14 protein-coding genes are annotated in these 19,203 nt (G+C 72.5%); 5 read left to right on the top strand and 9 right to left on the bottom strand.

The annotated features are described in order from the left end of the window. Positions 1-126 precede the first annotated feature (126 nt). Together AC0AIB_RS10305 and AC0AIB_RS10310 are read left to right on the top strand one after the other, a co-directional pair. Positions 127-444 (top strand): WXG100 family type VII secretion target, encoded by a 318-nt coding sequence (locus AC0AIB_RS10305; RefSeq protein WP_328340838.1) that lies wholly within the window; start codon positions 127-129, stop codon positions 442-444. Positions 445-468: 24 nt separating this feature from the next. Continuing rightward, on the top strand, positions 469-762 hold the full coding sequence (locus tag AC0AIB_RS10310; RefSeq protein ID WP_328340836.1) for a WXG100 family type VII secretion target: 294 nt from the start codon (positions 469-471) through the stop codon (positions 760-762). Positions 763-820: 58 nt separating this feature from the next. Here AC0AIB_RS10310 and mycP read toward each other — a convergent pair whose 3' ends face one another. Next, on the bottom strand, positions 821-2,041 hold the full coding sequence (gene mycP / locus AC0AIB_RS10315; protein ID WP_328340834.1) for a type VII secretion-associated serine protease mycosin: 1,221 nt from the start codon (positions 2,039-2,041) through the stop codon (positions 821-823). 154 nt (positions 2,042-2,195) lie between these two features. Here mycP and AC0AIB_RS10320 point away from each other — a divergent pair, with 154 nt between their 5' ends. Together AC0AIB_RS10320 and AC0AIB_RS10325 are read left to right on the top strand one after the other, a co-directional pair. Beyond that, on the top strand, positions 2,196-5,396 hold the full coding sequence (locus tag AC0AIB_RS10320; RefSeq protein WP_465096487.1) for an SseB family protein: 3,201 nt from the start codon (positions 2,196-2,198) through the stop codon (positions 5,394-5,396). Then, the gene (locus AC0AIB_RS10325) at positions 5,393-5,758 is read left to right on the top strand and encodes a hypothetical protein (RefSeq protein ID WP_328340830.1); all 366 of its coding nucleotides are present in this window, start codon (positions 5,393-5,395) and stop codon (positions 5,756-5,758) included. Before AC0AIB_RS10320 ends, AC0AIB_RS10325 begins: the two co-directional genes overlap by 4 nt. 75 nt (positions 5,759-5,833) lie before the next feature. Here AC0AIB_RS10325 and AC0AIB_RS10330 read toward each other — a convergent pair whose 3' ends face one another. From AC0AIB_RS10330 to acs, 5 genes are all read right to left on the bottom strand, one after another. Next, the gene (locus AC0AIB_RS10330; protein WP_328340828.1) at positions 5,834-6,766 is read right to left on the bottom strand and encodes an alpha/beta fold hydrolase; all 933 of its coding nucleotides are present in this window, start codon (positions 6,764-6,766) and stop codon (positions 5,834-5,836) included. Positions 6,767-6,899: 133 nt separating this feature from the next. Further along, on the bottom strand, positions 6,900-7,238 hold the full coding sequence (locus tag AC0AIB_RS10335) for a hypothetical protein (RefSeq protein WP_328340827.1): 339 nt from the start codon (positions 7,236-7,238) through the stop codon (positions 6,900-6,902). A gap of 183 nt (positions 7,239-7,421) precedes the next feature. Further along, the gene (locus AC0AIB_RS10340; protein ID WP_465096498.1) at positions 7,422-9,812 is read right to left on the bottom strand and encodes an immune inhibitor A domain-containing protein; all 2,391 of its coding nucleotides are present in this window, start codon (positions 9,810-9,812) and stop codon (positions 7,422-7,424) included. Positions 9,813-10,180: 368 nt separating this feature from the next. Beyond that, complete coding sequence (locus AC0AIB_RS10345) at positions 10,181-12,976, bottom strand: immune inhibitor A domain-containing protein (RefSeq protein WP_465096488.1); 2,796 nt, start codon at positions 12,974-12,976, stop codon at positions 10,181-10,183. A 247-nt stretch (positions 12,977-13,223) separates the two neighbouring features. Further along, positions 13,224-15,188, bottom strand: a complete 1,965-nt coding sequence (gene acs / locus AC0AIB_RS10350; RefSeq protein WP_465096489.1) for an acetate--CoA ligase — start codon at positions 15,186-15,188, stop codon at positions 13,224-13,226. Positions 15,189-15,504: 316 nt separating this feature from the next. Between acs and AC0AIB_RS10355 the strand changes: the two genes are divergently transcribed. After that, the gene (locus AC0AIB_RS10355) at positions 15,505-16,251 is read left to right on the top strand and encodes a Fic family protein (RefSeq protein ID WP_328340822.1); all 747 of its coding nucleotides are present in this window, start codon (positions 15,505-15,507) and stop codon (positions 16,249-16,251) included. Between the two features lie 18 nt (positions 16,252-16,269). On the opposite strand, the gene AC0AIB_RS10360 is transcribed toward AC0AIB_RS10355, so the two are convergent. From AC0AIB_RS10360 to AC0AIB_RS10370, 3 genes are read right to left on the bottom strand one after another with little or no spacing between them, the layout of a single operon-like run. Continuing rightward, on the bottom strand, positions 16,270-16,902 hold the full coding sequence (locus tag AC0AIB_RS10360; protein ID WP_465096490.1) for a TetR/AcrR family transcriptional regulator: 633 nt from the start codon (positions 16,900-16,902) through the stop codon (positions 16,270-16,272). Further along, entirely contained in the window at positions 16,797-18,161 is a 1,365-nt protein-coding gene (locus tag AC0AIB_RS10365; protein ID WP_328340820.1) for a methyltransferase, read from the bottom strand. The genes AC0AIB_RS10360 and AC0AIB_RS10365 overlap by 106 nt, the downstream gene beginning before the upstream one ends. After that, positions 18,158-19,051: a hypothetical protein gene (locus tag AC0AIB_RS10370; RefSeq protein WP_465096491.1), complete on the bottom strand. Its 894-nt coding sequence runs from the start codon at positions 19,049-19,051 to the stop codon at positions 18,158-18,160. Before AC0AIB_RS10370 ends, AC0AIB_RS10365 begins: the two co-directional genes overlap by 4 nt. Positions 19,052-19,203: the final 152 nt, after the last annotated feature.

Consider the following 19,203-nt stretch of genomic DNA (forward strand, 5'->3'; position numbering starts at 1 on the left):
ATCGTGCGACTACCGTCAGCGACGAGTTCGCCGACCATGTCCGCCCAGGCCCGTGCCGGGGGCGGCGACCGTCCGGAATGGACGGTGCGAGGTCGGCTCCGACCGAGGAGACGAGGTGACGTCCGGGTGTCCCAGACCCAGGCAGAGGCTGCGGTGATGCAGCACACCGCCACGAAGTTCGAGCAGGTGGACCAGTCCCTGCAGGCCATGCTGACCGGCCTGATGGCCGAGTTGGAGGTGTTGCAGCAGGCCTGGCGGGGCGCCGGTGGGCGCTCGTTCGAGCAGGTCAAGCAGCAGTGGGGGAAGGACCAAGCCACCCTGCAACGGGCCCTGCGGGAGACCGCGACGGCCATCCGCACCGCAGGCCGGCAGTACGACGCCTCGGACACCGAGGCCGCCGGCCGGGTCGCCGGCACCAACCGCGGCATCCACCTGCCGCTCTGACCAGATCCCGGTAAGGAGTATCCGATGGACCACGGTGTGCTGGTCGTCAACTTCGCCGCGCTGCACCAGGCCGGCGCGGACATCCAGAAGGCCCTGAACACCCTCGACTCACAGCTCGGTCAGCTGGAACGGGACGCCGCGCCACTGGTCGCCGGCTGGGACGGTGAGGCCCGGCAGGCATACGAGCAGCGGCAGGCGCGGTGGCGTTCCGCCTCGCAGGACCTCCAGGCGATGCTGCGCGACATCAAACTCGCGGTGGACGACTCCGCCGCCGACTACCTCAACACCGAGAAACGGAACGTCGGCCTGTTCCAGTGAACCGGCACCGGCACCGTCCGACGGCAGCGCCCGGCGACCCATCGGTCGGGCGTTGCCGTCAGGCGGATCCGGCCGGGTGCCAGCGGCGGCGGGTACCGCGGGGGAGCACGACGGCCAGCAGCACCGCCACCGCCACCGCTCCGCCGGTGACGGCGGCGACCAGCAGCGCCCGGTCCCGGGCCGCCGTCCGTCGGTGCCGTCGGGCCAGGAGCTCCGGGTCGACCCGCTCCGCCGGCAGGCCCATCGTCGGTCGGGCGGCCGGCAGGGGGTCGGCGCCGGTCTCCACCACCGCCCGGTACGGGTTGAGCACCCCGGCCCCGTAGCCGTCCCGTGGCCCGCCCGGCGCCGGATCGGCGGTGCCCACGATCCGGCGGGTCACCTCCCCGGCATCGAGTTCCGGCCGGTACTGCCGAAGCAGCGCCGCGGTGCCCGCCACGAACGGGACGGCGTAACTGGTTCCCTCGGCGCGCTGGTGGCCCCGCCCCGGTGCGGCCATCAGCACGTCGCTGCCAGGGGCGACCAGGTCGACGTAGGGGCCGATCTGCGAGAACGGCGCACGGGCGCCCGTCGGGGTGACCGCCCCGACGCCGAGCACCCCCGGGTACGCCGCCGGGTAGGGCAGCGGGTCGCCGCCGTCGTGCAGGTTGCCGGCGGCGGCCACCACGACCACGTCCCGCCGGACCGCGTAGTCGATCGCGTCCCGCACGGCGGGGACGTCGGCGTACAGCACGACGGAGAGGTTGAGCACGTCGGCCTCGTGGTCCACCGCCCAACGGACGGCTTGGGCGAAACCGGCGGCGCTGACCGTACGCCCCGACTCCCGCCCCTCGACGACCTGCTGCTCGCTCACCCGCACCGGCAGGATGCGGGCCCCGGACGCGAGCCCACGGAAGGCCACCCCGGCGCCCTCCCCGGCGGCGATGATGCTCGCTACTCCGGTGCCGTGGCCGGCGCAGTCCCGGGTGCCGTCGCCACCCGGGTCGAGGAAGTCCGCGCCGTCGAGCACCCGGCCCCGCAGCTGGGGATGCCGTCGGTCGACACCCGAGTCGATCACCGCCACGATGACGCCGGTGCCGGTGGTCAGCGGGGTGAGCCGCTGCGGGGCGTACCGTTGCTGGGGCCAGGGGACGGCGGCGACCGGCCGGGCCGGCGCGGGCGACGTGGCGCAGGCCGGGGCGGCGTGGGCGGGGGTGACCGACGACACGACGGCCGCCGGTGGGGCGGCCAGCAGGGCGGCGGTCAGGATGGTCATTGCCCGTCGACTGCCGGATCGGGACATCTACCGCCTCCGTGTCGTGACGACTCCGCGACGGAATGCTATCCCCCGGGCTGGTCGCCGTGCCTGCCGCCGGTGGCCAGCCCATTGTGATCCTGTTTTCACCTTGTAGGTTGTACGCGACGCCTGTGGCCTGATCCGGGGAGGAGAGGTGGCCGTGACCGACTGGGAGCCGGCTACCGAGGCCGAGACGGCGATGCGCGACGCGCTGCGCGCCGGTGATCAGGAACTCTACTTCCGGATCCTGGCCGGGGCCGACGTCTTCCTCCCGGTTGCCGGCCAGGCCGCCGCCGGTGCGGCACCTACGGGTTGGGGCACCTGGACCACCGGTGGCCGTACCCACGTGTTGGCCTTCACCTCGGCCGCGGCGATGCACGCCTGCCTTGGTGTATCCGCCGGTCCGTGCCGCCGCAGCCGCTACGCCGAACTGGCCGCCGACTGGCCCAACCACGAGTGGTGGCTGGCGGTGAACCCCGGCCTGCCGATCGAGGGTTACCTGCCCGCCTGGTTCGTCTCCCAGCTCTCCCGGGGTGACGTCCGGCTGCCCGGTCGCACCCCGGGTGCGCGGTCCCGGTCGGAACGCGAACAGACGCCGGGCCGGACCTGGGTCGACGGGACGTCCGACGTCGAGCCGACCGCCGACCTCTCCGCCAGCCCCGCCGGCTGGGCCCCGTCCCGGCCGGTCCCGCCGTCCACCGCCGTGCCGCCTACGGGGGGTGTCACCCGGACGGTGGGGGGTACGGCCCTGACCGACGAACGGGGTCGTCCGGTCGTCGCACCCGGTGCCCGTCCGCTCGACGCCCCTGGGGGACCACCCGTCGACGGTCGGTCCGTCGGCACCGGTTCCCCCGACCCCGCCGCAACGCCCGGTCAGGCCACCGCCGGCAGGCCGACGACGGTCCCCCGCCGCCGGTTACTGGGTGAGGAGCCCACCGGTCCGGCCAACGGGCGTGCCTCGTTCTTCGAACCGTCCACCGCCCGGGGCGCCTCCCGGTCACCACGGGAGAATCCCCTGCGGTCGGGTGAGCGGGCCAACCCGCCGGCCCGGCCCGGTCTGGGCGGCCAGCCGTTTCCCCGGCGACGCCCGGCACCCGCGCAGCCGGCCGAGGACGAGGCCACCCGGGCGTTCCGGGTCGCCGGTCCGCCCGTTCCGCCCACCCGGTCCGCCCCCGGCGACGGCAACGGCAACGGCACGGCGACCGCCGGCCGCCGGGTGGACCCGATGGCCGAGGAACCGACCCGGGCCTTCCGGGTCGGCCCGTTGGCCGAGGAGCCGACCCGGGCGTTCGGGGTCGGACCGTCGGCGGCAGAGGCCGCCCAGTCCCTGCCCCGCCGGCCGCGGACCCCGGACGGCCCGTCCGACGTGCGGCAGCCCCGGCCCTCGACCGACTCGTTCGCCGGTGCGGCAGCCTCGACCGGGTCGATGCCGGTCGAGGCGGAGGAACTGTCACTGTCGTCCGCCGAGCCGGTCTCCGGGCCGCCGGCAGCACGCCGGGGGTTCACGCCCATCGTGATAGAGGGGGTGATCCTGGAGTCCCGGGACCTGCCCGTCGTCCCGGCCCCGGCGACCGCGCCGCCGACCGTTCCCGCGCCGGCTCCCGTACCTCCGGTCGTTCCGGGGCCGGCTGTCGTTCCGGGGCCGGCTGTCGTTCCCGGGCCGGCTACGAGCGGTTCGGACGCCGAGGTCACGGTCAACCTGAACGGGGGTGTCGGTCCGCTCGCCGCACGCGGTCGACCGGCCCCGTCCGGGCCGGACTCTCCGGCCCCCGCCCCGCCCCGCTCCGCCTCCGGCGACCTGTGGACCCCGGCTGCCGCGCGGACCGCGCCGGCCGCTCCGCCGGCCCCTCCCACGGTTGCGGCCCCTTCGGCGACTCCCCCGACCGCCACGCCGGATGCGGCTCCCACCGCTCCGGGTACGCCGGTCGCCGTGCCGGCTGCGCCGCCCTCCCCGTCGGTTGCCGCAGTCACCGACAGCGCCGTCCCGCCGACCGCCAGCGGCCCCGCCCCGACGACCGATGCCACGGGTCCGGGCACGGCCGCCAAGACAGGTCCGGGCACGGCCGGCCAGGCGGCTCCTGCTGCCGGGTCGCCTTCGCCGGCCGCTGCGGTGGTACGCGATGCCGGCCCGCCTGCCGACCTGGACGACCTCTGGACGCCCGCTGCCGAGCGGGTCGCGTCGATGTCCCCGGCGTCGGGCCCCGGCCCGGCCACCGTCGCGCCCTCCGGTGCAGGCACGACTCCCGCCGCGCTGTCCACCCCGCCCGTGCCGGCCTCGGCTGCCCCGGCCCCGGACGCTCCGCCCGTGGACGCTCCACCCGTGCTGACCCCGGACGCTCCGCCCGTCGCGGCCCAGGACGTCCCGGCTGCCCCGGCTGCCGCCACCGTCGACGAGTCGTTCCAGCCCGCCAACGAGGTCGAGGAGAACCTGCTGGACGCCGCGGGTGCCGGCAGCACCGACGGTTTCCTCTCCACCCTGTTGCTGGCCCGGGTGCTGCTCCCGGTCAATCCCGACTCGGCGTCCGGCAGTCGGCCCGGCGAGCCCGGTTTCGAGTGGCGTACCGGCACCGTGGACGGCGACACGTGCGTGGTGGTCTACACCTCCCCGGAACGGCTGGCCGAGCACGACGTACTGCCTGTGGAGACGATCGAGGTCCGGTTCGTGCAGCTGATCCGGTGTTGGCCGGACCCGGGTTGGGTGTTCACCGTCAACCCGGGCACTCCGGTCGGGGCCAAGCTGCCCGGCGAACAGATCGTCGCCCTGGCCAGCTGGGCGGCCGAGGTCGGGCTCGGTGACGAGGCGGATCTCGAACCGGTGGCCGCCGCCGAGGTGCCGGCCGAGCGCACCCGGTACGCTCCGCCGGCCACCGACCCGTCCCGTCCGGTGGTGATGCAGAAGGCGATCGCCCCCAGCCAGCTCGCCTACTACCTCGAACGGGGCTACGACCGGGTCTCCGGTTTCGTGCACCGGGCCGGGGAGTTGGCCCACCTGACCACCCCGGCCGAGTTGTACGACGCACTCGGACTCGGCTACCCGGATTCCCCCTTCGCGCGGGACGCCGAGGCGGCGTACGTGCTGCGCTGGCCGGCGTACCGACCGAGCCTCTACCGCATCCCGTACGGCGGGCAGAACGAGGCGGCGATGCGGGCCATGGAGGGCTGGGTCATCGAACGCGCGCCGTTCCGGGGCAACGGGTTCGCCCCGGGGGAGAGCAGCGACGTGGTGGCCGAGTTCAAGGTGGACAGCGCCCGGTTGCCGCACGGCGCACAGCTCTGGCGGATCGGTGCGGAGGGCACCGAACGGGTGATCGCCGTCCTGGACACCGACGCGCTGGTCTGGCGACGGGTGGACCAACCGTGATGCGGGACGGTTACGTGGCCCGCTGGCAGGGGCGGGAGTACCAGGTCAGCCCGGACGGCGACCATGTGCGGATCTACCAGCCGGAGCCCGCCGACGGCTTCGAGGAGGTACGCCCCGGCCGGTACGTGCGGGTCGTCCCGGCCGACGAGGTCGAGGAGTTGGCGTACGTGCGGACCACCTGCACCTGGCAGGGACAACCGTTCATCGTGCTCGGCGAGCACGACGGTTGGTTGCGGGTCGAGTACACGGGTGGCCGCTGGCCGGTGGCGCGGGCGATGGGGCTGGAGGTCTTCGACTTCGGTGTCTACCAGGGCTGGGCCCCGGCCGCCGAGGTCGCCGACCTGCGCGAACAACGAGCCTGACCCCGCCAGCCGCCAGCCGCCAGCCGCCAGCCGCCAGCCGCCAGCCGCCAGCCGCCAGCCGTTGACCCGGTGCGGTCAGGATTTCGTCCAGCGCAGGATCTCGCCGAGGACCACGTCGCCGGCCTCCACGTGGGGGAAGTGGCCCACGCCGTCGAGCAGCCGCCACTCGTAGGGGGCGCTGACATAGCGGCCGGAGCCCTGCGCGGTGCGCGGCAGCGAGGCCACGTCGACGGCGCCGTGCAGTTGCAGGGTGGGTGTGACCAGGGGCTTCTGCATCAACCGGACGAACCGGTAGCCGTGCAACCGCAGCACCGAGCGGAAGGCCCACCGGTAGCCCTCCAGGGCGCAGAAGGCGGCCTGCGGGATCAACATCGCCTCCCGGCAGCGCTGCGCGTAGCCGGCGAATTCGGGGCCCGCCACCCACTGCGGCCCGCCCCAGCGGCGCAGCATCTCCGGCACCTCGGCGGCGTCGTTGCGGGTGAGCACGTGTTCGTACCGGGGGAGCTGGAACTTCAACGCCGGGGTGGCGGCGGCGAACTGACCGCGCGGGTCGGCGAAGATCGCGGCGCGCAGCCGCAGCGGGTGGGGTGCGCCGAGCACTACCAGCCGGCGTACCAGGGTGGGGTGGAACGAGGCGGCCGTCCAGCCGATCAGGCCGCCCGAACCGGCGCCGACCACGGTGGCAGAGCGTTCCCCGAGGGCGCGGATCAGGCCGGCGACGTCGGCGGCGAGGGTGTAACCGTCGTACCCCCGGGGTGGTTTGTCGCTGGCGCCGTAACCACGCAGGTCCACCGCGACGGCCCGGAAGCCGGCGTCGGCGACGGCCGGGAGCATGGCGTGCCAGGCCCACCAGTGCTCGGGGAAGCCGTGCAGGAAGAGCACCATCGGGCCGGTGCCCGCCTCGACGACGTGGAACCGGCTGCCGTTCGCGCCGACGAACCGGTGTGTCCATGGTCCCTCGGTGAGGACGCAGGACTCGTCGACGGGTCCGCCACGCTGCTCGGTCATGGGGCACAGCCTAGGACCTCGGTGCCTGTCGATCGCCCCGCCGACCCGTACGGCACGGCCGGACCGGTGGAGCGGGGCGGCCGGACCGGTGGAGCGGGGGCCACCGGGAGCGCCGACGCCGGGCCGATCGGGGTCAGCGCACCACGCGGATCTCGACGATGCCGACAGGTGTGCCGGGGCCGCAGGTGCCGGTCGGGTCGGCCGGGCCGACGGTGACCAGCACGGTGGTGCCGGTGGTGAAGGTGCCCATGCCGGGGCCGTGCAGCGCGTACTCCCGGCCGTCGTCGGTGACCAGGCCGTAGCACGGGCCGTCGCCACCGTGGGTGATCCGGCCGGCGAGCCGGTCCGGTCGGCGCTGGTCGGTGGGGTGCCGTGGGGGCGAGGCCGGTCGCCGCAGGGTGGGCGGCGGGGTGGCGGAGAGCGCCGCCGGGCGGCCGGCGGGCGGGGTGGTCGGGGTCCGGTCGTCGGTCACGGTGCCTCCGTTCCCGGCGCACCCGGCATGGGTACGCGCAGAGCCAGCGTGCCACGTCGTCGGTGGGTCGGCACCCCTCCTGCGCGGCCGGGGCGGCTGCACCAGCCCTTGAAAAGGGCCGATGCCCGGGCAGGAGACCTGCCCGGGCATCGGGGTGTAGCGGGTGGTGCGCTGATCAGCGGATCAGGAGAAGCGGACCTTCACCGAGGTGCCGTTCTGCTCCACAACCTTGATCTTGGTGCCGGTCGCCGGAACCTTGACGCCGTGGTTCGGCAGCTCCGGGTACCAGTACTGCTTGGTGTCGTCGAACAGCGGCTGCGCGGCCTGGCCGCGGACGTACTGCGGCACGCTGTTGATGTGCAGCGTGAACGAGTCCGCCTTCTTCAGGCTGAACGGCGCGTCGTACACCTGGACCCGGGCCCGCCAGGGGGCGCCGGTCAGGTTGTAGAGCGGCTCCGGGTGCGCGTCGATGATCATGTTCCGACCCTCGCCCGGGTGGTCGAAGGTGTCGTTGTCGGCCCACCGGAGGTTCCAGTAGGAGATCAGCAGACCCTCCTGGTACGCGTAGTGGTCCACGTAGTCCGGGCGGGTGTTCGCGTAACCGAAGTAGTACGGGCCGGTCTTGAGGTACTGGTCGTACGACACGTACGACCGGTTGCCGGCGATGTAGTAGTTGTCGAACTTGCGGGTGTAGGTCTCGGCCACGACGCTGAACCCGTTCAGGGTCCAGCCGGCGGCACCGGCCTCGGCACCGTCGGTGAGCACGGTCTGCCCGTCGGCGGTGACGGTGATCGCGTCACCGTAGAAGCCACCCTCCGAGACGCCACCGTCGGTCTGGTAGCGCAGCCGGAACTGCACCGCCTTGCCGGCCGCCGCGTTCATCGGGATGTTGACGTCGACCCACTGGCCGCCGCTGGAGCCGTCCAGGGCGAAGCGCCCGGGGGAGAGCTCCTTGAGGGCCTTGCCGTTGGCGGTACCCGGCAGGGTGGCCCAGGTCTGGCCACCGTCGGTGCTGGCCTCGAAGAAGAGGTAGTCGTAGTCCTCCTCGATCGAGTAACGACCCTTCATGGTGAGCGCGGCGCTGGTCTTCCCGGTGAGGTCGATCGTCCGCGTCATCGTGGTGTTCAGGTCGTCGTCGTTACCGGAGAAGAACTGCTTGGTCCCCTCGAACGGCTTGCCGTTCTGGAAGCTGTACTCCCGCTGGGGCAGTACCACCACGGCACCCTGCGCCTTGTCGGAGTTGTACTCCTGCGGGCCCAGCTCCAGGGTCTTCTTCTGGCCGGCCACCACGGTCTCGTAGTCGAGCCAGCCGAGCTGGAGCTTGTTCCAGGCACCGAGGTCGCCGCCCCGGTCGCCGATGCCGCCGTCGTTCTTGGCGCCGAGCCGGCTCTGGGCCATCAGGGTCCAGTGCTCGTTGTTGTTGTCACCGCTGTTGATGACGTTGTAGTCGTCCGGCAGACCGAGGTCGTGACCGTACTCGTGGTAGAAGACGCTCCGGCCACCGTTCTCCGGCTGGATGGTGTAGTCGCCGATCCAGACGCCGGTGTTGCCGATCTGGGTGCCGCCGCCCGGGAAGGTCGACGGACCGGTGTTGCCCTGGTCGGAGGCGAAGGCGTACCACCTGTGGCTCCAGATGGCGTCCTCACCCTGGATCGGGTCACCGTCGGCCTGGTCGCCGCCGGAGTGGACGATCTGGAAGTGGTCGATGTAGCCGTCCGGCTCGTTGAAGTTGCCGTCGCCGTCGTAGTCGTACCGGTCCCACTCGTCCATCGACTTGACGTCGGCGGCGATCTGGGCGTCGGTGCGACCGGCGGTCTTCTGGTCGGCGACCCACTGGTTGGCGGCGTCCCGGACCAGGTTCCAGGTGTTGTTGCAGACGTTCGAGGCGCAGGGGTAGCCGTTGGAGCGGCCGTACCGGGCCTCGTTGTACTTGACCTTGACCCAGTCGGTGACCTCGCCGTCGACGCTGTAGCGACCCGAGGACTGGGCCTCGTAGTACTGCTTCAGCGACTCGTCACCCTGGCCGGTACCAAAGTAGATCTTGCGGAAGTGATCCGCGTTGTAGTCGGCCTGCCAGACGGTGGAGTTGTCCACCGCCCGGTTGGGGGCCGGGATCTCGTTGTGCAGCGGCCCGTCGAACCGGGTCGGCCCGGGGGTGTTCGGGTCGGTGTCCCGGTCCGGGTAGCTCGGGTGCCGCTCGTTGCCGAACTCCGCGAGGATGACGAAGATCTTGTCGGTCCGCTCGCGGCCCAACTCGACGTACTGGTCCTGCGTCTGGGCGACGCCCGAGGCCGTCGTCCGGGCGTTGTTCTTGCCCGCAGCCTGGGTCTTGCCGACCTTGACGACCGTGCTGCCGTTGATCTTCTGCGCCTTGGACTTGCCGGAGAGGACCTCGCTGAGGCCCTCCTGGCGCAGCGCCCGCCGCTTGGTTTCCAGCGGGTTGGGCAGATCGTGGTCCGCCTGGGGTTCCGCGACCGACGGGGCCGCCGTCGGGAGCTTCGGTGCCGGCGCGGCGCTGGCGGACGCGCCCGTCACCAGACCTGTCGCCGTCAGCGAGAGCCCGAGCAGACCCACTGCGACTTTGCGCACGTGGTACCTCCGGTGTGAGGGAACCGGCCCAACGGGGGTACGGGCCGGCGTGAGACGTCCCACTAGTGGGACCCATGGTGAACATAGACACTGCTGGGACGGGTGGGAAGATGTCCGCGTCGATTTGTTGCAAGATTTTGATGGGAACGCTTTTCACCGTCACACACCGGGTGTTCACCAACGGTCATGAGCAGTGCGGACGCCCCGGCCGGAATTATAGTGATGTATTTCGATTGGATTGCCGCGATGCGTGAAACAGTGGGCCGGTGGCTTCTCCGCCACCGGCCCACTGTCCACCAATCGGTCAGTTACTGACCTTTACCACCGCATTGCCGGAGGGCCCGGCGCGGGGCTCAGTTCTTCGCCGGGGTGATCTGGACGACCGCGTACGAGTTGTCCGGCGCGGCCGACAGGATCTTGATCGAGACGCCGTGCCGGACCTTGGCGTCGGAGGGGTTGCCCGTGCCGAGCACGATCGCCCCACCGCCCAGCGTCACACCGTAGAACTCGGTGGCCGGCGTGCCGTCCGGGTTCACCACCCGGGTCGTGTAGGGCTTGTTGCCCCGCGACGGGACGACCACCGATGCGTCGTTGTCCCGGGCGTACGCCGCGCCGTCGCGCATCTCGATGCCCGGGTACCAGCCCTTGGCGTCCGTGAACGTGGACACCGGGGCCTGCCGACCGAACTTGGTGCAGTACGCGCTGTACGGCTCGTCCGCCGCTTCCAGGCACTCGGTGAACGGGTACGTCCTGGTCAGCGAGAACGCCGCGTTGGCCGACTGCGGCCGGCTCGGCAGATTGTCGAGCACCGACGGATCCTTGGTCGCCGCCTCACCGGTACGACGGAGCGGGTCGTAGTGCGAGTCCACGATGAGCAACCCGCCCTTGGCCCCGTAGCTGGGCAGCGCGGTCATCTGCCCGGTGACGTGGTTGACGTCGCCCAGCATCGTGTCCCGGTACCACACCAGCATCCCCGGCGCGTTGTACGAGATCCGGTCGACCTTCCACGCCTCGTGCGAGTAGATCGTGTCGTAGGCGTACTTCAGACCCATGTCGAAGCCGTCGAAGTTACGCCACTCGGCCAGGTAGTACTGCGACTTGACCTGGGTGCCCGGGTCGATGTGCCAACCCGCGCCGGTGGTGTCGGTGAACGTGCCGCCGGTCAGCGTCCAGCCGTTCGTGCCGTTCTCCACGTCGTCGCTGAAGGTGGTGGCCCCGCCGCCGGTGACCGAGAGGTCGTCGGCGAACCAGCCGCGCTCCTGGAACGCCTCGTCGGTGGCGTACCGCAGCCGCACCTGCACGGTCGTCCCGGCGTACGCCGACAGGTCGATCCAGTCGTGCCGCCAACCGGCGGTGCTGCCGGTCAGGCCGTACTTCTTGTTGCCGAAGTCGACCATGCGGCCGTTCGGGTCGGCGTAACCGTCGTTCGTGGAGACCAGCGCGCCGGCCGCGTCGTAGACCTTCTGCTCGGCCCAGGTGGCGCCGCCGTCGGTGGAGACCTCGACGAAGCCGTAGTCCCAGTCCTCCTCGATGACGTAGTTGTTCCACATCCAGAACTTCGCGTCGGTGGCGGCCGGAACGGCCACCTGCCGACCGAGCTTCACGTCCGCCCAGGCCTGGTCGGAGCCGCTGTACCACATCCCGGTGCCGCTGTGCGGCTGGGCGAGGGTGACCACCTTGTCCGGCAGGTCGATCTTGATGCCGTCCTGGGTGCCCACCGGGGTACGCGAGGTCTGCCCGAGGGGTGCCGTCCGGGTCCGGGAGCCGGGGGCGAGGGTCAGCGGGTCGGCCCAGCCGAGCACCCACTTGTCCCAGATGCCCATGTGCGTCGGCAGCGCCTGGAAGATCTCGCCGTTGTGCGAGCCGGACGCCATCAGGTCCCAGAAGTCGACGTCCGAGTCGGCGTTGCCGGAGGTGTCGTAGAGGTCCGGCAGGCCCAGGTCGTGCCCGAACTCGTGGGCGAAGACCCCGACCCCGGCGTCCTCCGGCTGGACGATGTAGTTGGACACCTTCAGGGTGGTGCCGGGGATGGCGTAGCCGCCGGCGACCGTGGAGGAGTGCGCCCAGACCGCGTACACGCCCTGGTCGCCGCCGCCCCGGGACTTGCCCTGACCGGCGTGCACCAGCACCAGGTGGTCGATCACCCCGTCCGGCTCGTTGACGTTGCCGTCGCCGTCCCGGTCGCCCTGGTCCTCGATGTCGTAGTCGGCCCACGGGAAGTTCGGGTCGGCCGCGGCCAGCGCGTCGATCGCGTCGGTGGCGAGCCGCCCCGCGCCCTGCGGGTTGTCCGGGTGGCCGTTCATCGCCTGCTCCCGGCCGGCGACCCAGGCGCCGGTCTCGTCCTGGAAGCAGCGCGAGGCCGCGTACCAGCCCTCCGAGTGCGGTACGGTGATCCACGGGCTGGCCTGCCCGTCCACCGTGTACGCGCCCTTGGACATCTCCAGGTACATGTTGTGCATGGTGCGGCCGGACAGGTCGATGCCCTTCCTGCCGTCCGGTCCCTTGAGGTCCTTGCGGACCCGCTCGGTGATGCCCTTCTTGGTGTAGAGCATCTTGTCGAAGTGGGTGGGCGAGAAGTCCGGCACCCACATCGAGTTGTTGTCCTCGTGCGGAAGGGTCGCCGGGTTCGGGATGTTGTTGTGCTTAGGTCCGTTCTGGACGGTGCCGGGCACGCAGGTGCGGTCCTCGAAGACCGTCTTGGGGACCATCACCCCGGTGAAGTCGTCGTTGGCCTGCTCGTTGAACTCGACGAGCAGGGTGAGCAGCTTGGCCGTCTGGGTGCTCTTGGCCTTCTTGAACGTGCGCGGGCTCTGCCCGGTGCGGATCGCCCGCGCCTCGTTGCGGGCCAGTTCCCGGGCGGCCAGCGGGTTGCCGCCGGCGAACTTCCGGTCGTACGCACGGGCCTCGTCGGCCGCCGAGGTGAGGATCCCGTCGGCGCCGCGCACCTCCTTGCCGGCGGTGTCCGGCTGCACCTCCGGTTCGGCGTAGTTGAGGTAGTACTCGTCGGCCCCGATCCGGGTCGGTGTCGCCGGGCCGGCGGGGTGGGCCGCCGCGTTGCCGGTCACGGTCAGCGACGCGGCGACGAGGGCGAGGGTGGGCAGCGCGACGAGGAGGCGTCGGCGTGCTCCGGTGGGTGGGAGATTGTTCATGCCACTCCGTTTCTCGGGCATGTCCGTTTCTCGGGCATGGGAGAGGGATCGCCGGTGAGACGTACGTCGAACCCAGTCGATATCGCTGAACCTAGATGAGGAGGGTTCGCGACCGGAAGGGGGCGTCGACGCGTCTGCCCGTTCAGCCCGAGTCGGCTCGGCCTACCGACCGATTCGTACCCCTGAAAAAGACCGGTGGGTGCCGGTCCGCGCGGACCGGCACCCACCGACGGGGGTACGCCTGGCGTCAGTCCTCGTCGGACTTCCCGCCGCCGAGTCCGGAGGAGATCAGCTCCATCACCGAGGAGTCCTGGAGCGTGGTCACGTCGCCGAGCGACCGGTTCTCCGCCACGTCCCGCAGCAGCCGGCGCATGATCTTGCCGGAACGGGTCTTCGGCAGCTCCGGCACCAGCATGATCTGCCGGGGCTTGGCGATCGGGCCGAGCGTCTTGGCCACGTGGTTGCGCAGCTCGGTGATGAGCTGTTCGCCCGCCTCGCCCGAGATGTCGGCGGTGCCGCGTGGGATGGCGAACGCCACGATCGCCTGCCCGGTCGTCGGGTCGGTCGCACCGACCACCGCCGCCTCGGCCACCGCCGGGTGGGACACCAGCGCCGACTCGACCTCGGTGGTGGAGATGTTGTGCCCGGACACCAGCATCACGTCGTCGACCCGGCCGAGCAGCCAGATGTGCCCGTCGTCGTCCTTCTTGGCCCCGTCACCGGCGAAGTACATCCCCTCGAACCGGGACCAGTACGTCTCGATGAACCGGTTGTCGTCGCCCCAGATGGTGCGCAGCATCGACGGCCACGGCTCGCGCAGCACCAGGTAGCCGCCCCCGCCGTTCGGCACCGACCGGCCCTGGTCGTCCACCACGTCGGCGACGATGCCGGGCAGCGGCGTCATCGCCGAACCCGGCTTGGTCGCGGTGACCCCGGGCAGCGGGGAGATCATGATCGCGCCGGTCTCGGTCTGCCACCAGGTGTCCACGATCGGCAGCTCGCCCCGGCCGACGTGCTGGCGGTACCACATCCACGCCTCCGGGTTGATCGGCTCACCGACGCTGCCCAACAGGCGCAGCGACGACAGGTCGAAGCCCGCCGGGATGTCCTCGCCCCACTTCATCATGGTGCGGATCAGCGTCGGCGCGGTGTAGAGGATGCTGACCTTGTATTTGTCGACGATCTCCCAGAACCGGCCCTTGTGCGGGGTGTCCGGGGTGCCCTCGTACATCACCTGGGTCGCGCCGTTGGCCAGCGGCCCGTACACGATGTAGGAGTGCCCGGTGACCCAGCCGATGTCGGCGGTGCACCAGTAGACGTCGGTCTCCGGCTTCAGGTCGAACACCGCGTGCGCCGTCCAGGCGGCCTGGGTCAGGTAACCGCCCGTGGTGTGCAGGATGCCCTTCGGCCGGGCGGTGGTGCCGCTGGTGTAGAGGATGAACAGCGGGTGCTCGGCGTCGAACGGCTGGGCGGTGTGCTCCGCCGGGGCCGTCTCGACCGTCTCGTGCCACCAGTGGTCCTTCGCCGACCAGGCGACCTCCTCGCCGGTGCGCCTGACCACCAGCACGTGCTCGATCGACGGGCAGTTCGCCACCGCCTCGTCCACCGTCGGCTTCAGCGCCGACGGCTTGCCCCGGCGGTAGCCGCCGTCGGCGGTGATCACCACCTTGGCGCTGGCATCCTGGATCCGGTTGCTCAGCGCGTCGGCAGAGAAGCCGCCGAAGACCACGCTGTGGGTCGCGCCGATCCGGGCGCAGGCCAGCATCGCCACCGCCGCCTCGGGGATCATCGGCAGGTAGATCGCCACCCGGTCACCGGCGACCACCCCCAGGTCGGTGAGCGCGTTCGCCGCCTGGCAGGTCAGCCGGTGCAGGTCGGCGTAGGTGAGGGTGCGGGTGTCGCCCGGCTCGCCCTCCCAGTGGATCGCCACCCGGTCGCCCCGGCCAGCCTCCACGTGCCGGTCCAGGCAGTTGTACGCCACGTTGAGCTGGCCACCGACGAACCACTTCGCGAACGGCGGGTTCGACCAGTCGAGCACCTCGTCCCACGGCTTGGCCCAGGCCAACCGGCCGGCCTGCCGCTCCCAGAAGGCGAGCCGGTCCGCGCCGGCCTCGTCGTACGCGCCGGCGGTGACGTTGGCCTCCGCGGCGAGTGCGGCCGGCGGCGGGAACTGGCGCGTCTCGTTCAGCAGGTTGGCCAAGGCCTCGCTCATGCGGTGACTCCTTCGTCGGGGTGACCTGCGTCTCCTACCCGGCCGAGGTTAGTCCGGGCCGCTGGGGACCGCGACACCCCAGGTGCCGGCCGGCGCGCTCAGCGGCCGTCCCGACGCGCCCGACGGCCCCGCCCACCCCGACCTGCCCGGACCTGATCAGGATCGGACTCGACGGCCCGACGTGCTGATCCTGTCGGCCGCCGGTCGGTCCCTGCGCACCGACCCGTCCGCCGGGCAGGCGGTAGCCCCGGTGGCCCGGGTCGCCCTCCCGGCGGGTGCCGTCCGGTGCGGGCCGCCGGGTCGCTAGCGTGGCGAGGTGACCACCGACCCGCTCGCTCCGCTGCTCGCGCTCGCCGACATCGCCCCTGCCGTCGAGCGGGCCCGCGAGCGGGTCGACCAGGCGATGCGGCACCGCGCGCTGCGCCGCCAGGGTGGCCAGGTCGCGGCCGAGGTCGGTCTGCGCTGCGCGGTGGCCAGTGCCGCCCTGGAGGGGTACGACCACGAGCGCGAGGCGGTCCGGGCCGGCACCGTCACCGAACCGGTGCTCCAGGGGGCGCTGCGGGTGGCCGGGGCGCTGCCCGGGTTGACCGAGCGGTGGTCGACGGCACCCCGGCAGGCGCTGGCCCGGCTGCACGTGCTCGCCGCCCGGGACGTGGTGGCCGAGGCCGAGCTGGGGCGTCCGGTCGCCGACCCGGTGGTGGCCGCCCGGCTCGACGGGTTGGCCGGGCTGGTCGCCGGTGGTACGAAGGTCTCCCCGTTGATCCTGGCCGCCGTGGTGCACGGCGAACTGCTCAACCTGCGGCCCTTCGCCGGCCCGTCCGGGCTGGTGGCCCGCGCCGCCGCCCGGCTGGTGCTGATGTCCCGCGGGTTCGACCCGCGTGGCCTGGTCGCGGTCGACGTCGGCCACCGGGAGCGGGAGCCGGAGTACGTCGGGGCGGCCGGGGCCTTCGCCACCGGTACCCCGGACGGCCTGCGCTCCTGGCTGCGGCACTACCTGAGCGCCGTCGAGGTCGGCGCGGACCAGCTCACCGCCGTCGGCGACGAGATCATCGCCACCGCCTGACCGGTGCCGTCCGCGCGGTCAGGCCCGGCGGGTGGCCCGGTTCACCCGGGCCCGGACCGCCCGGCGGGCGATCGGTCCGAGGTCGTCGACGATCTCGATCAGCACGGCGAGCTGGTCGAGCGCCGACATCGCCTGCTGTGCGGCCGGCCGGTCCACCCCGTCGTAGAGCTCCAACCCGACGAACGCGGCGCAGACGGCTCGGGCCAGACCGGGCACGTCGGCGATCTCGGCGAACGGCGAACCGGCGAGCAGCCGGCGCAGGACCGACTCGATCTCGTCCACCCAGAGCTGGAGCGCGGCGGCGGTGGGCGCGGCGAGCCGCTCCTCGGTCTGCGCTCCGGCCAGCAGCTGGGCCAGGAAGGAGACGTTACCCAGTTCGCGTTCCTGTTCGTGCAGCTCCTGCCCGACGGCGAGCAGTTCCCGCAGTGAGCCCACCTCGGCCAGCCGGGTCGACCAGTGCCCGAGCCGGTCGGCCGTGCTGGCCTGGCAGGCCGCGGTGAGCAGGTCGTCGACCGTGCCGAAGTGGTAGAAGACGAGCGCCTGGTTCACCCCGGCGGCGGCGGCGATGGTACGGGCGGACACGCCGGCGATGCCGTGCGTACGGATGGCGGTGATGGCGCCGTCCAGGAGGCGTTGCTTGGTGCCGGACATCGTCCTCCTCGTGGGCCTGCCGGGTGTGGCGGTGCGATCATCGCATCGGTCACCAGCTGCGCCAGCCAGATGACCCCGGGCAGCCGCAGGGTCCAGCCGACCACGGCCCAGCCGAGATGAAGGTGCACGAGTGCGCGGGCGACGGCGGCCACCCCCCGTTCCGGTCGACCGTCGCCGTCCACGTACTCCGCCCGCCAGAGCACCCGGCCGGCTGCGGTGGCGGGCCGTATCAGCAGGCCCACCGGGCAGCGGCGGGCGAGGAAGCGCCAGGTGGCCGCGCACGGACCGCAGGCGTCGTCGAGCAGGAGGACCGCCGGCGGCCCCGCGTGGTAGGGCCGCCCGCGCGGCCACCAGTCCCGTACCTGCCGCCGGTACGCGCGCCACGCCCCGCCGTACCTGCCGGCCAGGTCGTGCTCCTCGTGCGGTCGGGCCACCGCCACGCTGAAGGCGACAGCCACCACGGCCGCCAGGAACAGCGCCGAGCTGCGGGTGAGTGCGGCGGTGAGCAGCACCAGGGCCACGGCGCCGGTCTGCATCGGGTTGGCCAGATAGGCGTACGGCCCGGTGGTGACCAGCCGCACGGGCGGATCCCAGGGGTACGGCGTGCCGCCACCACGGGTGACGAACTCACGGACCGCGTCGAGGGCCGGGGCGGCCACCACCAGCGCCACCTGGGCGAGGAGCAGCAGGACGGACCGGGGCAGCCCGGTGGCCGCCCGCCACGAGCCGTCACCTACCTCGAAGGCCAGGCTGGGGACGAGCCACAGCAGCAGGGCGGTGAAGACCCCGACCTGGAGCAGCGTGCGCGCCATCAGGTGCCGCCGGTCGGCACACCAGCGGCCGAGCAGTTGCGCAGGCAGGGCCACCACGAGCAGCCCGACCAGCTCCCCGAGCAGCCAGTTGGGGCCGAGCCCGACCAGCGGGTCCAGCGCCGGCATGGCCACCGCGTCGACCCAGAGCAGCAGGCCCAGTGCCACCGGCAGGGGCAGCAGCCGGCGCAGCAGCACGGGCAGCGGACCCCAGAGCGCGGCCCAGCCGATCCAGAGGTCGACAGGCATGCACCGGTAGCTCCCCCGCACCGGGGCGAAGGTGTACCAACCGGTGTGCCGGGCCACCTCGTCGAGGGCGGCGATGCCGATGCCGGTGGCGAGGAAGGCAAGCAGCGCCGCCGCCCGACCGGCGCGGCTCCGGTCGACCCGGGTGGCGGCGAGCACGGCCAGCAACGGCACCGCCAGGCTCAGGTAGCGGGCGGTGATCATCGCAGCGTCATCATGTCCAGCAGGTGCCCCACCCCCGCACCGAGCAGGACCTGCTGCACCGGCCCGAAGTACCAGGAGGGGTCGAGCCCCCGGGTGTAGTCCACCCGGACCCGGACCTCGGTGTGCCGCTCGTCGAGGGTCCGCCAGCTCAGCTCGGCGTGCCGCCACCGGAACCAGCGCGCGGTGATCGAGCTGTCCTCGACGAACCGGAACGCCACCCGCTGCGGCGCGACCGTCTCCACCTCGGCGAGCAGGTGGCCGCCGGGGCCGTGCGCGCTGCCGTGGTAGCCGAACATCCACCTGTCACCCGGGTCGAGCCCGTCCCCGCTCACCTGGCCGGGCGTGGGCACGCCGAGCAGCCGCAGCGGCACCGAGCGGGCCGGCGCGGGACGCGGACCGTCGGCGAGCCGGGCGGCTACCTGGTCGGCCGGGAGCGCCACCACCCGTACCACCTCGACGGACTGGTCGGGTGCCACCCGTGGGGCGATCCCGCTGCCCTCCAGCCCCGGCAGGAGCAGCAGCGGCACCGCGAGGACGGCGTACGAGCGGGAGGTGTCGCGCAGCGCGCGGATCAGGGCGGTGGCCCCGTGGGACACCGCGTAGACCAGGGGAGCGGCGAGGACGACGCAGATCGCCCCCTCGTGCAGCGCCACCGCCGCCAGCAGCAGGGCGATCGTGGTGAGCACGAAGACCCGGCCGTGCGCGGTGCGGCCGGGCAGCAGGGTGAGGGCGGCGGCGAGGGTGGTCGGGAGCGCGACGAAGAGCAGGGCGCTGTCGGCTCGTCCCGCGCGCACCGTGGCGACGAAGACCACCAGTCCGAAGGCGGCGACCAGCCCGGCGAGCACCCAGTTGGCGGCGTTCCGTCGGGGCGGTGGTTCCTGCTCGGTCATGCTGCCTCCTCGTTTTGAGCACTTGCTCAAAACGCAGCATAGGCGTATTTGAGCGAACGCTCAATCACGGGGTTCTGCCGGATTCCTGCCCTGGTCCGTGGGGGTGCCGACCCGTGCGGCTGCCGGGGCTCACCTCGGGCCCCGGCGGCGTC

It is taken from the genome of Micromonospora sp. DSM 43699, assembly GCF_055517075.1.

Coding starts and splice junctions, on each gene's coding strand:
- AC0AIB_RS10310 (WP_328340836.1), top strand. CDS start 469: ATGGACCACGGTGTGCTGGTCGTCAACTTCGCCGCGCTGCACCAGGCC.
- mycP (WP_328340834.1), bottom strand. CDS start 2,041: ATGTCCCGATCCGGCAGTCGACGGGCAATGACCATCCTGACCGCCGCC.
- AC0AIB_RS10330 (WP_328340828.1), bottom strand. CDS start 6,766: ATGACCGAGCAGCGTGGCGGACCCGTCGACGAGTCCTGCGTCCTCACC.
- AC0AIB_RS10345 (WP_465096488.1), bottom strand. CDS start 12,976: ATGAACAATCTCCCACCCACCGGAGCACGCCGACGCCTCCTCGTCGCG.
- acs (WP_465096489.1), bottom strand. CDS start 15,188: ATGAGCGAGGCCTTGGCCAACCTGCTGAACGAGACGCGCCAGTTCCCG.
- AC0AIB_RS10360 (WP_465096490.1), bottom strand. CDS start 16,902: ATGTCCGGCACCAAGCAACGCCTCCTGGACGGCGCCATCACCGCCATC.
- AC0AIB_RS10365 (WP_328340820.1), bottom strand. CDS start 18,161: ATGATCACCGCCCGCTACCTGAGCCTGGCGGTGCCGTTGCTGGCCGTG.
- AC0AIB_RS10370 (WP_465096491.1), bottom strand. CDS start 19,051: ATGACCGAGCAGGAACCACCGCCCCGACGGAACGCCGCCAACTGGGTG.